The sequence below is a fragment of the Arthrobacter sp. BG3 genome, from assembly GCF_056680185.1.
Genome location: NZ_CM155270.1, coordinates 1,675,640 through 1,693,203, shown reverse-complemented (window position 1 = coordinate 1,693,203; position 17,564 = coordinate 1,675,640). Strand labels below are relative to the sequence as shown.

Sequence of the window (17,564 nt, the reverse complement as noted above, 5' to 3'; positions counted from 1 at the left end):
TCCTCACCTCATGATGATTATTGTGATGGGCACCACATGAACGCACGCCGTTTTTTGTCCGGTACTCAGCGAGGAGACCCCCCAGAATGAAGAAATCGAAGTTCCTACTTCCCGTAGCCACAGCAGGCGTTCTCGCCATCACCCTCTCCGCCTGTGGCGGCGGCGGGGGCGGCGGCTCTGCTGCCGGCGGCAGCGGCGGCGGCGACGCCGCGAACGGCCTGGACGGGCGCGGCCCCATCACCTACGTCCAGGGCAAGGACAACAGCAACGTGGTCCGCCCGCTGATCGACAAGTGGAACGCCGCCCACCCCAACGAGCAGGTCACGTTCAAGGAACAGACGGACAACGCCGACCAGCAGCACGATGACCTTGTGCAGAACTTCCAAGCCAAGAACGCCAACTACGACGTCGCGAGTGTCGACGTCGTCTGGACCGCCGAATTCGCCGCCAAGGGCTGGCTGCAGCCGCTCAAGGACAAGATGGCGCTTGACACCTCGAAGATGTTGAAGCCGACCGTCGATGCCGCGTCCTACAAGGGCACGCTGTACGCGGCGCCGGAATCTTCCGACGGCGGCATCCTGTACTACCGCAAGGACCTGGTCCCCACACCCCCGAAGACCTGGGACGAGATGATGAGCATGTGCTCCATCGCCACGGCCAACAACATGGGCTGCTATTCCGGCCAGTTCAAGAAGTACGAGGGGCTGACGGTCAACGCCTCCGAGGCGATCAACTCCGCCGGCGGCTCCGTGCTCGACAAGGACGGCAAGCCCAGCCTGAACACGCCTGAGGCAAAGGCGGGCCTCGAAAACCTGGCCAAGGCCTACGCCGGCGGCCAGATCCCGAAGGAAGCCATCACCTTCCAGGAGGAGGAGAGCCGCCAGGCGTTCCAGGACGGCAAGCTGCTGTTCCTGCGCAACTGGCCCTACGTCTACAACCTGGCCACCACCGAAGGCTCCTCCAAGGTCAAGGATGTCCTGGGCATGGCCGCCCTTCCGGGCAAGTCCGGTCCGGGCGCCTCGTCCCTCGGCGGCCACAGCGCCGCGGTCAGCGTCTACTCCAAGAACAAGGCCACCGCGCTGGACTTCCTGAAATTCCTTACCACCGAAGAGACGCAGAAATTCTTCGCCACCCAGGGTTCGCTCGCACCGGTCCTCGGCTCGCTGTACGGCGACGCCGAACTGGTCGCCAAGCTGCCGTACCTGCCGGTGCTGAAGACCTCGATCGAGAACGCCGTGCCGCGCCCTGTCACGCCGTTCTACCCGGCCGTCACCAAGGCCATCCAGGAGAATGCCTACTCAGCCATCAAGGGTGAGAAGACTGTCGACGCGGCATTGTCCGACATGCAGAAGTCCATCGAGTCCGCTAGCGCGGGACAGTAGGTTCATCATGGCAACTGAATTGGGCCCGACGCCGGTCAAGGAACCGGCGTCGGGCGGGGCTCCGGTCCGCCAGGCACCCAAGGGCGTCGGGGAGGACAATGTCATAGCGAGCCAGGGTCGGTGGGCGGCGTGGCTCCTGGCGCCGACCATCATCGCGCTGGGTATCGTGATCGTCTACCCGATCATCAGCGCCGTCATAATGTCGTTCCAAAAGGACGCCGGCCTTGACCCCGAGACGGGGCTCTTCGTTGCGGGCGGTGCGGCTGGTTTCTCGAATTACGCTAACTGGATTTTCCAGCAGTGCGCCGCGCCGGACGGCGGAACGGTGGCCTGCCCGCCCGGGACGCTCGGCGCGCAGTTCTGGTCCGCCACCGGGACGACTTTCTTCTTCACCATCGTCACCGTCACCTTGGAAACGGCCCTTGGCTTCTGGATGGCAATGATCATGGCGCGCGCCTTCAAGGGCCGCAGCCTGGTCCGCGCAGCCGTCCTGGTTCCGTGGGCCATCCCCACCGCCGTCACGGCCAAGCTGTGGCTGTTCATCTTCGCTTTCGAAGGCATCGGCAACAAACTCTTCAATACCACGATCCTATGGACCGGCAGCGAATGGCCGGCCCGGTGGGCAGTGATCATCGCGGATGTCTGGAAGACGACACCGTTCATGGCGCTGTTGATTCTCGCAGGGCTGCAGATGATTCCCGCCGAGGTGTACGAGGCGGCAAAGGTCGACGGCGCTTCCGCCTGGCAGCGGTTCCGGATGATCACCCTGCCGCTGGTGAAGCCGGCGCTGATGGTGGCCATCCTCTTCCGCACCCTGGATGCGCTCCGGATGTTCGACCTGCCGTACATCCTCACCGGCGGGGCCAACAACACCACCACCCTCTCGATCCTTGTGATCAACCAGATCAGGCAAGGGTTCAACGCTGCCGCTGCCTTGTCCACCATTACGTTCATCATCATTTTTCTTGTGGCCTTCATCTTCGTGCGCTTCCTCGGGGCGAACGTCGTGGAGCAGCAAACCGGCGCAGCTAAGGGGAAGAAATGACCGCCGCGACCGAACTCCGGGCCAAGCAGGACCGTGGCCGCAAGGTGGCGCAGAACCGCGAAAAGTGGGCGAGCGGCCGGACCTACATCAGCGCCGTCGTGATCCTTATCTGGTGCCTGGCTCCGGCTTACTGGATGGTGGTGACGGCGTTCCGCGACGTCGGCTATACCTACGACACCTCGGTGCTGCCGACCCATGTGACCCTGGACAACTTCAGGACGGCGTTCGACACGTCCTTCGGCAACCACTTCGGCCAGGCTCTGCTCAACAGCTTGTTCATCGGTGCCGTCGTCACGATCGTTTCGCTGCTGATCGGCGTGTTTGCCGCCTACGCGCTGGCGCGCTTGAACTTCCGGTTCAAGTACCTGGTGCTGGGCTTCATTCTGGGGGCCTCCATGTTCCCCGGTGTCGCCCTCATCACGCCGCTGTTCCAGCTGTTCACCACCATCGGCTGGATGGGCACGTATCAGGCCCTGATCATTCCGAACATCTCCTTCGTCCTCCCGCTGACGGTCTACACCATGACCTCGTTCTTCCGGGAAATGCCGTGGGAGCTCGAGGAAGCGGCGCGCGTGGACGGCTGCACCCAGGGACAGGCGTTCCGGCGGGTGATCATGCCGTTGGCCGCACCGGCCATCTTCACGACGGCGATCCTGGCGTTCATCTCCTCCTGGAATGAATTCCTGATCGCCAGCCAGCTCTCCAGCGACAAGACCCAGCCGGTGACCGTTGCGATCGCCAGCTTCGCCGGTGCCCAGCCGAACCAGGTCCCCTACACGGCCATCATGGCCGCCGGAACGATCGTCACGATTCCGCTGGTGGTCCTGGTACTGGTCTTCCAGCGCAAGATCGTCGCGGGCCTCACGGCCGGCGCTGTGAAGTGACGGGTTGGCAATGAACAAGAAGCCCAACCACGGACTGGTGCGGAGCGAACACCGCCGCGTCCGCTCCGGGGAGGATTTCGACATCATCATCGGCTTCCTGGGTTTCTGGGCGGTTGTGCTGCTGGTGGTCACCGTCTGGATGGAGGTCACGGCCCAGCCGGCGCTGGGCTGGGCCCTGGGCCTGCTGGCCATCCTCGCGGCGCTGTACGGCATGATCCGGCTGCGCCGCCGCCTTCCCCAAAGAACGGCAACCCGGCGCAACTGAACGCGGGGTCACATCGCGCCCATCCCGTGGGCATTTATGGGCGGTAAGTGACCCCGCGTTGCCTGGGCGGGCAGGTTTTGCCGCGGGGGAGGCAGACTAATCCAGTGCTGCGGGGGCCGCGAGCCGCCTCCGCGGCCAGTCGACAAGGGAACACGGTGGCTAAGACAACAGACAGGGCGCAGCGCGGCGGCCACTCGGGCGTCAGCATCGAGGATGTGGCCGCCGCCGCCGGAGTGTCAACGGCCACCGTGTCCCGGGCCGTCCGCGGCCTGCCCAGGGTTTCGCCGGCCACCCGGGAGAAGATCCTGGGCATCGCCGCGGACCTGGGCTACGTTGCCTCCTCCTCGGCGTCCGGCCTGGCCACCGGACGCACCATGACCATCGGTGTTCTGGCACCGTTCGTCAGCCGCTGGTTTTTCTCCAAGGCCATCGAGGGCGCGGACCGGGAACTGCATGCCCGGCAGTACAACCTCTCGCTGTTCAACCTCGGCGGCCACGGCAGCAACCGCGAACGGCTCTTCAGCAAGACCATGGTCTACAAGCAGATCGACGCGCTGCTGGTGCTCTGTATGGCACTGACGCACGAGGAGATCGAACACCTCCAAAAAATCGACATCCCGATGATCGTCGTCGGCGGGCACGTCGAGGAATGCCCCTACATCGGAATCGACGATTACGCCGCCGCCGCAACGGCCGTGCGGCACCTGATCAGTCTCGGCCACACCGAGATCGCCTTGCTCCACGGCGACGACGAAACCGACATCAACTTCGACGTGCCGCGGGTCCGGATCAAAGCCTTCCAGGACGTGATGGCGGAGGCCGGCCTGAACGTCCGGGAGGAATGGGACGAATGGGGGGACTTCACCGTCCGCAGCGGCCAGGATGCCTTCCGCCGGCTCTGGGACCGGCCCGGACCGAAGCCCACAGCGATCTTCTGCGCCTCGGACGAGATGGCCATGGGGATCATCTTCGAGGCCCACCGGGCCGGCGTGCGCGTCCCGGAGGATCTGTCCGTGATCGGGATCGATGACCACGACTTTGCGGAGGCCATGGGTCTCACCACCGTCAGGCAGCGACCGGACGAGCAGGCCGAACTGGGCACCAAGATGCTGCTGGACGAGCTTGGCGGGATCGCCGGGGCGGTGCGCTCCACGGTCGCCCCGCACCAGCTGATCGTCCGGACCACGACGGCGCCGCCGCGGAAAGACCCGCAGTCAGGAAGCGCGGGCCAGCTGCCGGATCGGGATCCAGCGGGACGCCAGACGCCGGTAGGCGGCGGCAGCCCCGGTCATGTCCCCCTCGGCCAGGCACTCGATGCCCAGACGCACATCCATGGGTGAGTCGTCCGGGTAGACCTTGTCCGCCACTGCGCCATAGTCCAGTTCCACCACCGACTCCGGGTGGAAGAGCTCCAGCCATTCCGTGAGCTGGGTCAGGTCCTCGAGCATGTCCAGATCCGGCGCGGCGAGGGCCAGGTGGGCCACCGCGTAGCGGACCCGCTCCAGGGCTTCGCCGATCGTCGCGCGGATGCGCACGGTGACAATGTGCCCGTCTGATTCCACCACGTCCGTGGGGTCGGACTCCTTGAAGAGGCAGAACCAGCTGAAGGGGATGCCCCAGGTGGAGGCCCTGGTGTGGACCCGCCCGAGCCCCGCCTGCGCCTGCACTTCATTGATGCGCTCCTGGTGCCTGTCGCGCTGTTCCTCCGGGATCAGTAGCTGCGCCAGCGGCCCATGGATGCCCTCCATCAGGGCGTTGGCGGCCAGCCCGGCGCGGAGCACCAGCTGGCTGGGGCAGTACAGCAGGCTGTCCGGCTCCCCGGCGGCGGGAGTCTTCGCACCGCCGCCGGCAGCAGGCGCTGCCGGGGGAGTGTTGTCCGTGCGGGGGGCAAGGACACGGACCAGGTCCGTCGCCCCGGTGGGAAACGGGTCCCCGCCCGGGCGGGTGATACGGCCGAGGGAGGCGAGCAGTTCGGCGTTTTCGACGGCGGCGCGGGAGACGCTCCGGGCGGCAGCCGCGCGCAGGGCCTCCTGCTGCTCTGCCGGGAACGCCTTCAGGGGTTCGTAAACCCGCAGCGCCGAGGAGAACGGCAAGCCGGCCTGTCCGCGGTAGAGGTTGCCGGTCATGGGGCCACGCCGCTTCCCTGGCGGGCGCTCATCAGTCGCTCAGCTCCACGATCACGGGGGCGTGGTCCGAAGCGCCCTTGCCCTTGCGTTCCTCGCGGTCGATCGCGGCGCCGGTGACCCGGGCCGCCAGGGCGGGGGAGGCGAGGACAAAGTCGATCCGCATGCCCTCCTTCTTCGGGAAACGCAGCTGGGTGTAGTCCCAGTAGGTGTAGACGCCGGGTCCGGGGGTATGCGGCCTGACCACATCCAGGAAGCCGGCCTCTTCAAAGGCGTGGAACGCTGCCCGCTCCGGCTCGCTGACATGGGTGAGGCCCTCGGAGCGGAAGTAGTCGATGTCCCAGACGTCGTCGTCCTGCGGGGCAATGTTGAAGTCGCCCATCAGTGCGATCTGCGCCTGGGTGTCCTCCCGGATCCAGCCTTCGGCGTGGGACCGGAGGGTGTCCAGCCAGCTGAGCTTGTACGGCATATGCTCATCGTCGAGGGCCCGCCCGTTCGGGACATAGAGGCTCCATACCCTGATCCCGCCGCAGGTGGCGCCGATGGCGCGGGCTTCCTGCACGGCGTCCTTGCCGTTCTTGCCGAAGACGGGCTGGTCCAGGAAGGTGCGCTCGACGTCGGCAAGCCCCACCCGGGAGGCGATCGCCACGCCGTTCCACTGGCTCAGGCCGAAGTGCGCCACTTCGTAGCCCAGGTTCTCGAACAGCTCCCAGGGGAAGTTGTCGTCCTTGCACTTGGTTTCCTGGATGGCCAGGACATCACAGTCGGTGCGCTGAAGCCAGGCTTCAACGCGGTCGGCACGGGCGCGGAGCGAATTCACATTCCAGGTAGCAATCTTCACAATCCCTAACTTACCGAACTTGGCTGCCGGACGAAGCTGCCCGCCGGGCACGCCCTCTGGAATTTAGTAGGAAGTCCGAGTATATTCAGAGAGGAAGATGACGTGGGTCACAGGCGGCCCGGCCGTCACTACGGCAATCACACGGTGCAAAGGAGCATTCCATCATGGTTCGCGAACTATCCCATTACATTGACGGACAGCATGTTGAAGGCACCTCGGGGCGTTTCAGCGATGTCTACGATCCGTGCACCGGCGAGGTCCAGGCCAGGGTGCCGCTCGCCAGCACCGAGGAAGTCCGCAATGTGGTCTCCAACGCGGAAAAGGGCCAGTTCGAATGGGCGGCCATGAACCCGCAGCGCCGCGGCCGGATCCTGCTCAAGTTCGTCGACCTGGTCAACCAGAACCTGGACGAACTCGCCACCCTGCTGTCCTCGGAGCACGGGAAGACTTTCCTGGACGCGAAAGGTGACATCCAGCGCGGCATCGAGGTCGTGGAGTTCGCCGCCGGCGCCCCGCACCTGCTCAAGGGCGAATTCTCGGACAACGCCGGGACCGGCATCGACGTCCACTCCCTGCGCCAGCCCCTCGGCGTCGTCGCCGGCATCACCCCCTTCAACTTCCCGGCGATGATCCCGCTCTGGAAGTCCGGCCCGGCCCTCGCCGCGGGCAACTCCTTCATCCTTAAGCCGTCCGAACGGGACCCCTCGGTGCCGCTGCGCCTCGCCGAGCTGTTCACCGAGGCCGGCCTGCCGGCGGGCGTCTTCAACGTCGTCAACGGCGACAAGGAAGCGGTGGATGCGCTGCTGGAGGACCCCAGGGTCCAGGCCATCGGCTTTGTCGGCTCCACGCCGATCGCCCAGTACATCTACGCCACCGCCGCCGCCAACGGCAAGCGCGCCCAGTGCTTCGGCGGCGCCAAGAACCACATGGTGATCATGCCGGATGCGGATCTGGACATGGCGGCCGATGCCCTGATGGGCGCCGGTTTCGGCTCCGCCGGAGAGCGTTGCATGGCGATCTCGGTGGCAGTACCCGTCGGCAAAGCCACCGGCGACGCGCTCGTCGCGAAACTTCAGGAGCGGATCGCTGACCTCAAAGTCGGCCACAGCCTCGCCAAGGACTCGGACTTCGGCCCGGTCGTGGCGGCCTCCGCCAAGGAACGGATCGAAGGCTACATCCAGGCCGGCGTCGACGAGGGCGCCACCCTGCTGGCCGACGGCCGCGGACTCAAGGTCGAAGGTTACGAGGGCGGCTTCTGGGTCGGCCCCACGCTCTTCGACAACGTCACCAAGGACATGACGATCTACAAGGAAGAGATTTTCGGCCCGGTGCTGAGTGTGCTCCGCGCGGAGGACTACGACGAGGCCCTGCGCCTGTGCAGCGAACACGAGTTCGGCAACGGCGTGGCCATCTACACCCGCGACGGCGACTCCGCCCGCGACTTCGCCAGCCGGGTCCAGGTGGGCATGGTGGGCATCAACGTCCCCATCCCGGTGCCGATCGCCTACTACACCTTCGGCGGCTGGAAGGCCTCCGGCTTCGGCGACCTCAACCAGCACGGCGCGGACGCGTTCCGCTTCTACACCAAGACCAAGACGGTCACCACCCGCTGGCCTTCCGGGATCCGCACCGGTGCCAGCTTCGTCATGCCGGAAGGCAGCTGATGGCGGGGAAGCACTCCGAGGAGTCCGCGGAGGTGCTGTTCGAACGCCGCGGCCGGCTGGGCGTGGTCACGCTCAACCGGCCCAAAGCCGTCAATGCGCTCACCGCGGGCATGGCATCGGCCATGCTGGAGCAGCTCACGCTCTGGGCGGACGACGACGCCGTGGCTGCGGTGCTGGTCCGCGGCGCCGGTGACCGGGGCCTGTGCGCCGGCGGCGACATCGTGGCCATCTACCGCGACATGCTCGACGGCGGCGACGCGACGGCCGACTTCTGGGCCGAGGAATACAGGCTGAACTCCCTGATCTCGGGCTACCCCAAGCCGTACGTGGCGTTCATGGACGGACTGGTCCTCGGCGGCGGGGTGGGGATTTCCGCGCACGGCTCAGTCCGGATCGTCACCGAACGCACCCGGATGGGCATGCCGGAGACCACCATCGGTTTTGTGCCCGACGTAGGCGGAACACTGCTGCTCTCCCGCTCACCGGGGGAGACCGGCACCCATGCAGCCCTCACCGGCGCGCACCTGAGCGGTGCCGACGCACTGTTCCTGGGCCTCGCGGACCACTTCGTTCCGTCCGAGAAGCTGGCGGAACTTGCCGAGGCGCTGGAGAACGAACCGGCGGACGCCGCCGTCGCCCGCTTTGCCGGGGATGCCCCGCCCTCCGTCCTCGCGGCGCAGCAGGAATGGATCGATGCCTGCTACTCAAGCGAGGACGCCGAGGAAATCGTGCGCCGGCTGCGCACCGTGGGCGGCGAAGCCTCCGACGTCGCCGACACCATCGAAGCCAAGTCGCCGACCGCCGTGAAGGTGGCGCTGGAATCCCTGCGCCGGGTCAGGGGCCTGAGCCTCGAGGAAGCCCTGGAACAGGAATACCGGGTGGGGCTGCGGTTCCTCGCCGGGCCCGACTTCCGCGAGGGCATCCGCGCCCAGGTGGTGGACAAGGACCGCGACCCGCACTGGCAGCCCGCCACGCTGGCGCAGGTCAGCCGCGACGACGTCGAATCCTATTTTGCGCCGCTGGGCGACCGTGAACTGATGCTTTCGAAGGAGCGCGACAATGTCTGAACCATCGCCGGCTGAACGATCGTCTGAACCGGGCCGGCCCGGGGCGCCGGGCGGCACCGTCGCCTTCCTTGGCCTCGGCCACATGGGCGGGCCGATGGCCATCAACCTGGTCAAAGCCGGCTATACCGTGACCGGCTTCGACGTCGTGCCGGCCGCACTGGAAACTGCCCGGGCACACGGCATCGCCACCGCGGACACCGCCGTCGAGGCCGTGGCAGGTGCCGCCGTGGTGCTGACCATGCTCCCCAGCGGCAAACACCTGCTGGACGCCTACCGCGGCACTCCCGGCCAGCCGGGCCTGCTCGCCACCGCAGCCCCCGGCACCCTTTTCCTGGACTGCTCCACGATCAACGTCGATGAGGCCCGCGAGGCCGCCGAACTCGCCGTCGCGGCCGGCCACCGGGCCGTCGACGCGCCGGTGTCCGGCGGCGTCGTGGGGGCCGAAGCGGGCACCCTGACCTTCATGGTGGGGGCGCTGCCGGCGGATTTCGAGGCGGTCAAGCCGATGCTCGAGGTGATGGGCAAGCGCGTAGTCCACTGCGGGGAGCACGGTGCAGGACAGGCCGCGAAGATCTGCAACAACATGATCCTCGGCATCTCGATGATTGCGGTCAGCGAAGCCTTTGTGCTGGGCGAGAAGCTGGGCCTCACACACCAGGCGCTGTTCGACGTCGCGTCCGCGGCCTCGGGCCAGTGCTGGGCGCTGACCACCAACTGCCCCGTGCCGGGGCCGGTTCCCACCAGCCCGGCCAACCGCGACTACCAGCCCGGCTTTGCGGGCGCCCTGATGGCGAAGGACCTCAAGCTGGCGCTCAACGCGCTCTCAAGCACCGGCGTTGCCGCCAGGCTGGGGCCGCTCGCTTCCGAAATCTACGATAGCTTTGCCGCGGAAGGCGGCGCGGGCCGGGATTTCTCCGGCATCATCACCGACATCCGGGACAAATCCGCACACTAGCCGGGCCCGGGTCCTGACAAGCAGGGCAGCGGACATTTCTGAACAGCAGCTGAGGGGACACGCATGACGGAGCAGTACACAAACATTCTGGTGGAGCGCCGGGGACGGGTGGGGCTCGTGACGCTCAACCGGCCCAAGGCGCTGAACGCCCTCAACAAGGCCACCATGGACGAAATCGTGGCCGCAGTGTCGGCCATGGATGCCGACCCCGAGGTGGGGGCAGTCGTGCTGACCGGCTCCGCCAAGGCCTTCGCCGCCGGCGCGGACATCAAGGAAATGCAGTCCAAGGGCTACATGGACATGTACGCCGCGGACTGGTTCCGCGGCTGGGAGGACTTCACCCGGCTGCGCATCCCGGTGGTCGCGGCCGTGTCCGGGTTCGCGCTGGGCGGAGGCTGCGAGCTCGCGATGATGTGCGATTTCATCATCGCCGGCGACAACGCCAAGTTCGGCCAGCCGGAAATCAACCTGGGCGTGCTGCCCGGCATGGGCGGCTCGCAGCGCCTGACCCGCGCGGTGGGCAAGGCCAAGGCCATGGACATGATCCTGACCGGGCGGTTCATGGAGGCCGAGGAAGCCGAACGCGCCGGCCTGGTGTCCCGTGTGGTGCCGGCCGCGGACGTGGTGGAAGAGGCGCTCAAAGCCGCCGAGGTGATTGCCTCCAAGTCCAAGCCGGTGGCGATGGTGGCCAAGGAAGCTGTCAACGCCGCGTTTGAGACCGGGCTGGCCCAGGGTGTGCTCTTCGAACGGCGTGTGTTCCACTCGCTGTTCGCCACTGAGGACCAGAAGGAAGGCATGGCAGCCTTCACCGAGAAGCGCCAGCCGGACTTCACGCACCGCTAAGCAGGGGCGGGCCTACCATCCTGGGGCGCACCAACCCTTCTGTGACGGGCAAACCGCCCGGCGACGCGCCAAAGCCCTGACGCTGCCGAATTCCGGCAGCGGCAGGGCTTTGGCGCGTCGCGGGGCCGTGTCCGCAGCGCCAGGCGATCGGGCCGTGCCGATTCCGAACAGGCCGATGACCAGGGCCATCACGATGAGTGTCACGAGTTCGTGCGCGCGGTTCAGCACCCCAGTCCGGCGGGCCGGTCCTCTCTTTTCGCGGCTACCTCTTTTGGGAGGTAGTTGGATGTCCACGCTTTTGGCTACGGTGAGCTGAGTCACACAGCCTGGCATTGGGGCTGACATCAAAGGAGATTGCCATGACCTCAGTTTCACCGACCTCGCCGGCAGGGCTGCAAGCGCCGCCCAGCCGCAAGACCCTGCGCAAGGTTGCCTTCGCCAGCGCCGCCGGAACCACTATCGAGTTCTACGACTTCTTCATCTATGGCACCGCCGCCGCACTGGTCTTCCCGGTCGTCTTTTTCCCGGCGCTCGGCGCCGCGGCCGGCACCATCGCCTCCTTCGGCACCTTCGCGGTCGCCTTCTTCGCCCGTCCCGTCGGCGCCATCGTCTTCGGGCACTTCGGCGACCGGATCGGCCGGAAGAAAACCCTCATCACCACCCTGCTCATGATGGGCATCGCCACCGTGCTGATCGGCTTCATACCGGACGCCAGCACCATCGGCGTGGCCGCCCCCATCCTGCTGGTGGTGCTCCGCTTCGTGCAGGGCCTCGCCGTCGGCGGCGAATGGGCCGGCGCCACCCTCCTCGTGGCCGAATACGCTCCCAAGGGCAAACGCGGGCTGTTCGGCTCCTTCCCGCAACTGGGCCCGTCGGTTGCGTTCGCACTGGCCAGCGGCACGTTCCTCATCACGAACCTGACGCTCGGGGACAAGTCCGAGGCCTTCATCACCATTGGCTGGCGGGTGCCGTTCATTCTCAGCGCAGTGCTCGTCCTCGTGGGCCTGTGGGTGCGGCTGAGCATCGAGGAAACCCCGGTATTCAAGAACGCCGCCAAGGTCACCGAGACCAGCACCAAGCTGCCCATCCTCGAATCAATCAAACGCCAGCCGCGCGAAATCCTGCTCGCCGGCGGCTCCCTGACGCTCCTCTTCGCGTTCTTCTACGTCGGCACCGCCTACCTCACCAGCTATGCCACGAGTCCCACCGGCATGCAACTGAGCCGGGTGGACGTTCTGAGCACCGGCATTGTCTCCTCCCTCTTCGTCGCCGCCGCCACCCTGGCCTCCGGCATCCTCTCGGACCGCTTCGGCCGCAAGAAGGTCATCGCCACCTCCGGCATCCTGGCCGTGCCGTGGTCACTCGCGCTCTTCCCGATTCTCAGCGCGAACACCGTCTTCGCCTTCGGTGTCGGGCTCACCGTCACCCTGGTGATCTTCGCCATCGCCTACGGCCCCGCCGGCGCCCTGCTTCCGGAGCTCTTTGAGACCCGGTACCGCTACACCGGCGCCGGCATGGGCTACAACCTGGCCGGCGTCGTCGGCGGAGGCATTGTCCCCCTCGTGGCGGCCCAGCTTGCCGGCACGTCCGGGGCCTGGTCCGTCGGGGTCCTGCTCGCCGGAATCGGCGTCTTCAGCGTCCTCTGCACACTGGCGCTGCCCAACCACGAGAAACGGGCGCTGGAAAGCGGAAAGCACCACACCGCCCCGGAGCACGCCGACGGCGCCGGAGCCATCGAGCCCGTCGCCCGGCACTAGGGATCCGAGCGGTTCCGCTGTTGGGGGGGAGCGGGGCTTCCGGTGAAACACCGGAAGCCCCGCTCTTCGGGTTAAACCCCGGCGGCCTGGTTTCCAAAACCGGCGGCCCCGCTTAGGGGATAAACCCCAGCCGGCGTGCCGCGGACACGGCCTCGAGCCGGTTGTGTGCAGACAGCTTGACCATGGCGTTCTGCAGGTAGCTCTTGACGGTCACCGCTTTCAGGCCGAGGCGCTCCGCGGTTTCCTGATAGGAACAGCCCAGTGCCACCTGCGCCAGGACATCAAGTTCCCGCCGGGCCAGCCGGGCCGTGGGATGGACGCCGTCGGCCGGCGGCGGGGCCAGGTGGCTGCCGATGATGTCCAGCTGCCGGGCCAGGTGCGGGTCGGAAACCGTGCCGGCCAGGGAGCGCAGCTCGGCGTGGGCTTCCCGGACGTGCTCCAGCCAGCTGCGGTCCAGGGCCTGGGCGGGTGCGGCCCGGGCCGTGTCGATAATCGAGACCCGCCGGTCCACCTCGTCCCGGACGCGCAGCTCCTCGGCGATCTCGGCGGCCGCCTCCATCCCCTCGCACACAGCATTTTCCCCCAGCGGCATGCTGTCCCGGCTCGCGATGTACAGCACCGCCCGCGACTGTCCCCGGACCACCACGGGGACGGCCGCCATCGAGGTCAGCCGCTCCCGCCTGACGGCCACGTCGTATTCATGGGTGATTCCCTCGGAGGCGATGTAGTCCTCCACGAGGTACGGCCGCCGCTGCGCAAAGACCCGGCCGCCGAGACCCGCGCCGGGGACGACGACGACCTGGTGCAGGCTGGACGTGGCGGTGCCCAGGAAGTCCGTCAGCTGCAGCAGCTCACCGCTGGCCAGCCCGGCGAATAGCACGGCCGGCCGGAACCGTCCGGAGAGCAGCCGCAGCGAGGCACGGAGCAGCTCCCGGTCGTCGGGGCGGGAATAGGCGTTCGGCTGCATGAGTCGTCTCCTGGTGCCGCGGAACCCAGCCACCGCTTTGTGACGGGCGTCAGTCTTGGTCAGGCATTTGAGCCCGGGGGTCACTCGCTGAAGTCGCCGGCGTTTCGGCGGAAGGTGCCCAGGATGCCGATCAGCTGGTCGACGTCATGCTCCGCGAAGCCGGACTGGGCGAACACCTCCGAATTCAGTGCCGCCGTCGCCCGTTTTGCCAGCGTCCGCCCCTCCGGGGTGAGTTCAATCAGGGTGGTGCGCCCGTCCGTCGGATGCGGCGAGCGGAGGACCAGTCCCGCCTGCTGCAGCCGGTCGACGGCGTTCGTCACGGAGGTGGGATGGACCTGCAGCAGCGCGCTGGCCTTGTTCATGGGCAGGGCGCCGCTGCGGGCGAAGCTGAGCAGGGCGAGCAGTTCGTAGCGGGCAAACGTCAGCCCGAACGGCTTCAGGACCCCCTCGATCCGGGCAAGCAGGATCTGCTGGGTCCGCATGATCGCGGTGATGGCAGCCATCGGCGCCGCGACGTCGGACCAGCCGTGCCGTTCCCAGTTCAGCCGGGCGTCGGCGATCGGATCACGCGGCAGCGGCGTTGCCACGGCACCCCCAGTTTCTCGACCTGAATCTCATAAGGTTCAGCGTAGCTTTTCGGCCGCGCTTTTCAGCCCGGGGAAGTCGGCTTCGGAGTACTCCGTGCCGAGCCCGGCCGGGACCGTCCCCCCGCCGTGGCGCAGTTCCTCGCTGTGCCGCAGCTCCACGCGCCGGATCTTGCCCGAGATGGTCTTGGGCAGTTCGGCGAATTCCAGCCGGCGGATCCGCTTGAACGGTGCCAGGTGGTCATGGCAGTAGCGCAGGATGTCTTCGGCGAGTTCCGGGCCCGGTTCGTGCCCGGCCGCCAGCACCACAAACGCCTTGGGCACCGAGAGCTTGAGCGGGTCGGGGGAGGGGACGACGGCGGCCTCGGCCACCGCCGGGTGCTCGATCAGCACGCTCTCCAGCTCGAACGGGGACAGCCGGTAATCCGAGGACTTGAAGACGTCGTCGCCGCGGCCCACGTAGGTGATGATGCCGCGCTCGTCCCGGCTGGCCATGTCGCCGGTGTGGTAGTAGCCGTCACGGAACGCGTCCGCCGTCTTTTCGGGGTCGCCGTAATACGCCTTCATCAGCCCGACGGGGCGGGGGTCAAGGCGCAGGCAGAGCTCGCCGTCGTCGCCTTCCGCGCCGGTGGCGGGGTCCACGAGGACGACGTCGTACCCGGGCAGCGGTTTGCCCATGGCCCCGATCTTGATCGGCTGGCCGGGAGTGTTCGCGATCTGCACGGTGGATTCGGTCTGGCCGAAGCCGTCGCGGATGGTCTGCCCCCAGGCGCGCTGGACCTGGTCGATGACCTCGGCGTTGAGCGGTTCTCCGGCGGAGACCACCTTGGTGGGCGGGTTCTTGAGCAGGGTCAGGTCGGCCTGGATGAGCATGCGCCAGACCGTGGGAGGGGCGCAGAAGCTCGTCACGGACTCGCGGTCCATCTGCGCCATAAGCGCCTTGGCGTCGAAGCGCTCGTAGTTGTAGATAAAGACGCAGGCTTCGGCGATCCATGGCGTGAAGACGTTCGACCAGGCGTGCTTGGCCCAGCCGGGCGAAGCCACATTCAGGTGCACATCGCCGGGTTCCATCCCGATCCAGAACATGGTGGACAGATGGCCCACCGGGTAGGAGGTGTGCGTGTGCTCCACAAGCTTGGCCTTGGAGGTGGTGCCCGAGGTGAAGTACAGCAGCAGCGTCTCGTCGGCCAGGGTCGGCGCGTCCGGGATGAATCCTTCCGCCGCGCCCGCCGACCCGGCGTACTGCAGGGCGGCCGTATTTTCGGCCCCGTCGCCGACCTCGATCAGGGTGTAGGCGCCGGGGACCTCAGCGAACTTGCCGATGTTGGCGCTGCCGACGGCGGCCCAGTTCGCGCCGCCGCGCTCCACCCGGTCCCTGAGGTCATCGGGTCCCATCAGAGTGGTGGTGGGGATCATGACGATGCCCAGTTTGATCCCGGCGAGCATCAGTTCCCAGAGTTCCACCTGGTTTCCGAGCATGATGATCATCCGGTCGCCGCGCCGCACGCCCTGGCCGCGCAGCCAGTTGGCCACCTGGTCGGAGCGCCGGGACAGGTCCGCGAAGCTGCGCCGGGTGGCGGAGCCGTCCTGCTCGACAATTACGAGGGCCGGGTTGTCCGCCTTGGCCGGGTCCGCCGCGATCTGGTCGAACCAGTCCAGGGCGAAGTTGAAGTGTTCAAAGCGTGGCCACTGGAATTCGCTGCGCGCCGCCTCGTAGTCCTTGCGGAGATCAAGCAGGCGGTCCCGTGCTGCGCGGAATTCCTCAGTGACTGTCATGGTGCACCTTTCGAAGTCTGGTGGCGCAGCCGCTCTAAGCCCGGCGCCGTTGCCCGGAGACCACCCGTTGCCTAGTGATCCCCATCACTGTGCAATATACTAGGACATCCAAGGGTTTGGAAGAGCCGACCCGGTTCATGACCGGATCACTACGAAGGGATACATGCCCGTGCAGCCACAAGGACGTGCCAGCGGACTGAGCGTCACCGAGGACGGGACGGCGCTGGAGGGCGTGGCGGCGCCGCCTTTTCCGGATGCGGACCTGATGTACATCGTGGATCTCCTGCCACCGGAGGAACAGTCCCGCTACCAGGAGATCCGGGACTTCCTCCAGTCCCGGATCCGGGCGGCCTCGATCGACTACTGGAACCGTGAGGAGTTCCCCTTCGGGCTGCTCGCCGAGCTCGGCAAGTACGGACTGGGCGGCCTGCAGACGGACGGTACCTCCAAGCTGTTCAAGGGCCTGATGTATGTCGAGGTGGCACGCGCCGATGTGTCCCTTTCCGCGCTCGTGGGGATCCACAACGAGCTGATCGTCGGCATGATCGACCAGCTCGGCTCCGACGAACAGAGGGAGCGCTGGCTGCCGGGGCTCACCGCCTTCACCCAGATCGGCGCCTTCGCCCTGACCGAACCGGACCACGGCTCGGACATCGCCGGCGGGCTGGCCACCACGGCCCGGCTCGAGGACGGCGAATGGGTCATCAACGGCGCCAAGCGCTGGATCGGCGCCGGCACCATTGCGGACTTTGCCCTGGTCTGGGCGCGTGATGTCGCGGACCAGCAGATCAAAGGCTTCATCGTGGAGACGGACCGCCCCGGCTACACCGCCACAAAGATCGCGAACAAGATCGGGCTGCGGATCATGCAGAACGCCGACATCGTGCTCGACGAGGTCCGCATTCCGGAGACCAACTTGCTCCCCGGCGCCACGGACTTCTCCAAGGCCAACGAACTGCTGCGCGATTCGCGCGCGTGGGTGGGCTGGCAGGCGGCCGGCATCCAGCTGGCCGCGTTCGACGTCGCGCGGTCCTACTCGCTGGAGCGGAAGCAGTTCGGCAAGGAACTGGCGCGCTTCCAGCTGATCCAGCAGCAGCTGGCGGAGATTCTGGGCAACGCGTCGGCCTCCCTGTCGCTGATGGCGCAGCTGGCCCGGATCCAGGAAGACGGCAAGCTGGAGATGGTCCAGGCCGCGATGGCCAAATCCACCACCACCCGGCTGGCGCGGGCATCGGTGGCGATGGGGCGCTCGCTGATGGGCGGCAACGGGATCAGCACCGACTACGAGATGGGCAAGCTCTTCGGCGACGCCGAAATCCTCTACACCTACGAGGGCAGCTACGAGATCAACTCGCTGATCGTGGCCAGGGCCGTGACCGGCAAGTCGGCTTTCGTTTAACCGGCTTAGGGG

The 17,564-nt window shown here is 67.0% G+C and carries 15 protein-coding genes and 1 pseudogene; 11 read left to right on the top strand and 5 right to left on the bottom strand.

All coding sequences use genetic code 11. The annotated features are described in order from the left end of the window. Nucleotides 1–86: 86 nt before the first annotated feature. The 5 genes and pseudogenes from AC1MFL_RS07440 to AC1MFL_RS07420 form a co-directional block, all read left to right on the top strand. Nucleotides 87–1,382: an ABC transporter substrate-binding protein gene (locus AC1MFL_RS07440; protein WP_479814437.1), complete on the top strand. Its 1,296-nt coding sequence runs from the start codon at nucleotides 87–89 to the stop codon at nucleotides 1,380–1,382. A 7-nt stretch (nucleotides 1,383–1,389) separates the two neighbouring features. Continuing rightward, nucleotides 1,390–2,427 (top strand): carbohydrate ABC transporter permease, encoded by a 1,038-nt coding sequence (locus tag AC1MFL_RS07435; RefSeq protein ID WP_479814435.1) that lies wholly within the window; start codon nucleotides 1,390–1,392, stop codon nucleotides 2,425–2,427. Beyond that, nucleotides 2,424–3,311 (top strand): carbohydrate ABC transporter permease, encoded by an 888-nt coding sequence (locus tag AC1MFL_RS07430; RefSeq protein WP_479814433.1) that lies wholly within the window; start codon nucleotides 2,424–2,426, stop codon nucleotides 3,309–3,311. Before AC1MFL_RS07435 ends, AC1MFL_RS07430 begins: the two co-directional genes overlap by 4 nt. Nucleotides 3,312–3,321: 10 nt before the next feature. Next, a complete protein-coding gene (locus AC1MFL_RS07425; protein ID WP_479814431.1) occupies nucleotides 3,322–3,576 on the top strand; it encodes a hypothetical protein in 255 nt (84 codons plus the stop codon). Nucleotides 3,577–3,731: 155 nt separating this feature from the next. Further along, nucleotides 3,732–4,778: pseudogene (locus AC1MFL_RS07420) on the top strand (LacI family DNA-binding transcriptional regulator); the annotation flags it as partial. A gap of 12 nt (nucleotides 4,779–4,790) precedes the next feature. Here AC1MFL_RS07420 and AC1MFL_RS07415 read toward each other — a convergent pair. Next, nucleotides 4,791–5,702, bottom strand: a complete 912-nt coding sequence (locus AC1MFL_RS07415; RefSeq protein ID WP_479814429.1) for a DUF8083 family protein — start codon at nucleotides 5,700–5,702, stop codon at nucleotides 4,791–4,793. Between the two features lie 31 nt (nucleotides 5,703–5,733). Continuing rightward, nucleotides 5,734–6,540, bottom strand: a complete 807-nt coding sequence (locus AC1MFL_RS07410; RefSeq protein WP_479814427.1) for an exodeoxyribonuclease III — start codon at nucleotides 6,538–6,540, stop codon at nucleotides 5,734–5,736. A gap of 164 nt (nucleotides 6,541–6,704) precedes the next feature. Between AC1MFL_RS07410 and AC1MFL_RS07405 the strand changes: the two genes are divergently transcribed. The 5 genes from AC1MFL_RS07405 to AC1MFL_RS07385 all read left to right on the top strand — a co-directional run bounded on the left by AC1MFL_RS07405 (nucleotide 6,705) and on the right by AC1MFL_RS07385 (nucleotide 12,826). Further along, nucleotides 6,705–8,204, top strand: a complete 1,500-nt coding sequence (locus tag AC1MFL_RS07405; RefSeq protein ID WP_479814425.1) for a CoA-acylating methylmalonate-semialdehyde dehydrogenase — start codon at nucleotides 6,705–6,707, stop codon at nucleotides 8,202–8,204. Next, complete coding sequence (locus AC1MFL_RS07400; RefSeq protein ID WP_479814423.1) at nucleotides 8,204–9,271, top strand: enoyl-CoA hydratase/isomerase family protein; 1,068 nt, start codon at nucleotides 8,204–8,206, stop codon at nucleotides 9,269–9,271. The genes AC1MFL_RS07405 and AC1MFL_RS07400 overlap by 1 nt, the downstream gene beginning before the upstream one ends. Continuing rightward, nucleotides 9,264–10,226 carry a 3-hydroxyisobutyrate dehydrogenase gene (mmsB, locus tag AC1MFL_RS07395; RefSeq protein WP_479814421.1) on the top strand — a complete coding sequence of 321 codons (963 nt, stop codon included), beginning with the start codon at nucleotides 9,264–9,266 and terminating at the stop codon, nucleotides 10,224–10,226. Before AC1MFL_RS07400 ends, mmsB begins: the two co-directional genes overlap by 8 nt. Nucleotides 10,227–10,289: 63 nt before the next feature. Then, a complete protein-coding gene (locus tag AC1MFL_RS07390; protein WP_301225201.1) occupies nucleotides 10,290–11,069 on the top strand; it encodes an enoyl-CoA hydratase in 780 nt (259 codons plus the stop codon). A 359-nt stretch (nucleotides 11,070–11,428) separates the two neighbouring features. Further along, a complete protein-coding gene (locus AC1MFL_RS07385; protein ID WP_479814419.1) occupies nucleotides 11,429–12,826 on the top strand; it encodes an MFS transporter in 1,398 nt (465 codons plus the stop codon). Between the two features lie 112 nt (nucleotides 12,827–12,938). Here AC1MFL_RS07385 and AC1MFL_RS07380 read toward each other — a convergent pair whose 3' ends face one another. The 3 genes from AC1MFL_RS07380 to AC1MFL_RS07370 all read right to left on the bottom strand — a co-directional run bounded on the left by AC1MFL_RS07380 (nucleotide 12,939) and on the right by AC1MFL_RS07370 (nucleotide 16,153). Then, nucleotides 12,939–13,793 carry a LuxR C-terminal-related transcriptional regulator gene (locus AC1MFL_RS07380; RefSeq protein WP_479814417.1) on the bottom strand — a complete coding sequence of 285 codons (855 nt, stop codon included), beginning with the start codon at nucleotides 13,791–13,793 and terminating at the stop codon, nucleotides 12,939–12,941. A gap of 80 nt (nucleotides 13,794–13,873) precedes the next feature. Continuing rightward, complete coding sequence (locus AC1MFL_RS07375; RefSeq protein ID WP_226759470.1) at nucleotides 13,874–14,380, bottom strand: MarR family winged helix-turn-helix transcriptional regulator; 507 nt, start codon at nucleotides 14,378–14,380, stop codon at nucleotides 13,874–13,876. A 36-nt stretch (nucleotides 14,381–14,416) separates the two neighbouring features. Then, the gene (locus AC1MFL_RS07370) at nucleotides 14,417–16,153 is read right to left on the bottom strand and encodes an AMP-binding protein (RefSeq protein ID WP_479814415.1); all 1,737 of its coding nucleotides are present in this window, start codon (nucleotides 16,151–16,153) and stop codon (nucleotides 14,417–14,419) included. A 265-nt stretch (nucleotides 16,154–16,418) separates the two neighbouring features. Between AC1MFL_RS07370 and AC1MFL_RS07365 the strand changes: the two genes are divergently transcribed. After that, nucleotides 16,419–17,552, top strand: a complete 1,134-nt coding sequence (locus tag AC1MFL_RS07365; protein WP_479815374.1) for an acyl-CoA dehydrogenase family protein — start codon at nucleotides 16,419–16,421, stop codon at nucleotides 17,550–17,552. The last annotated feature ends 12 nt before the right edge of the window (nucleotides 17,553–17,564 follow it).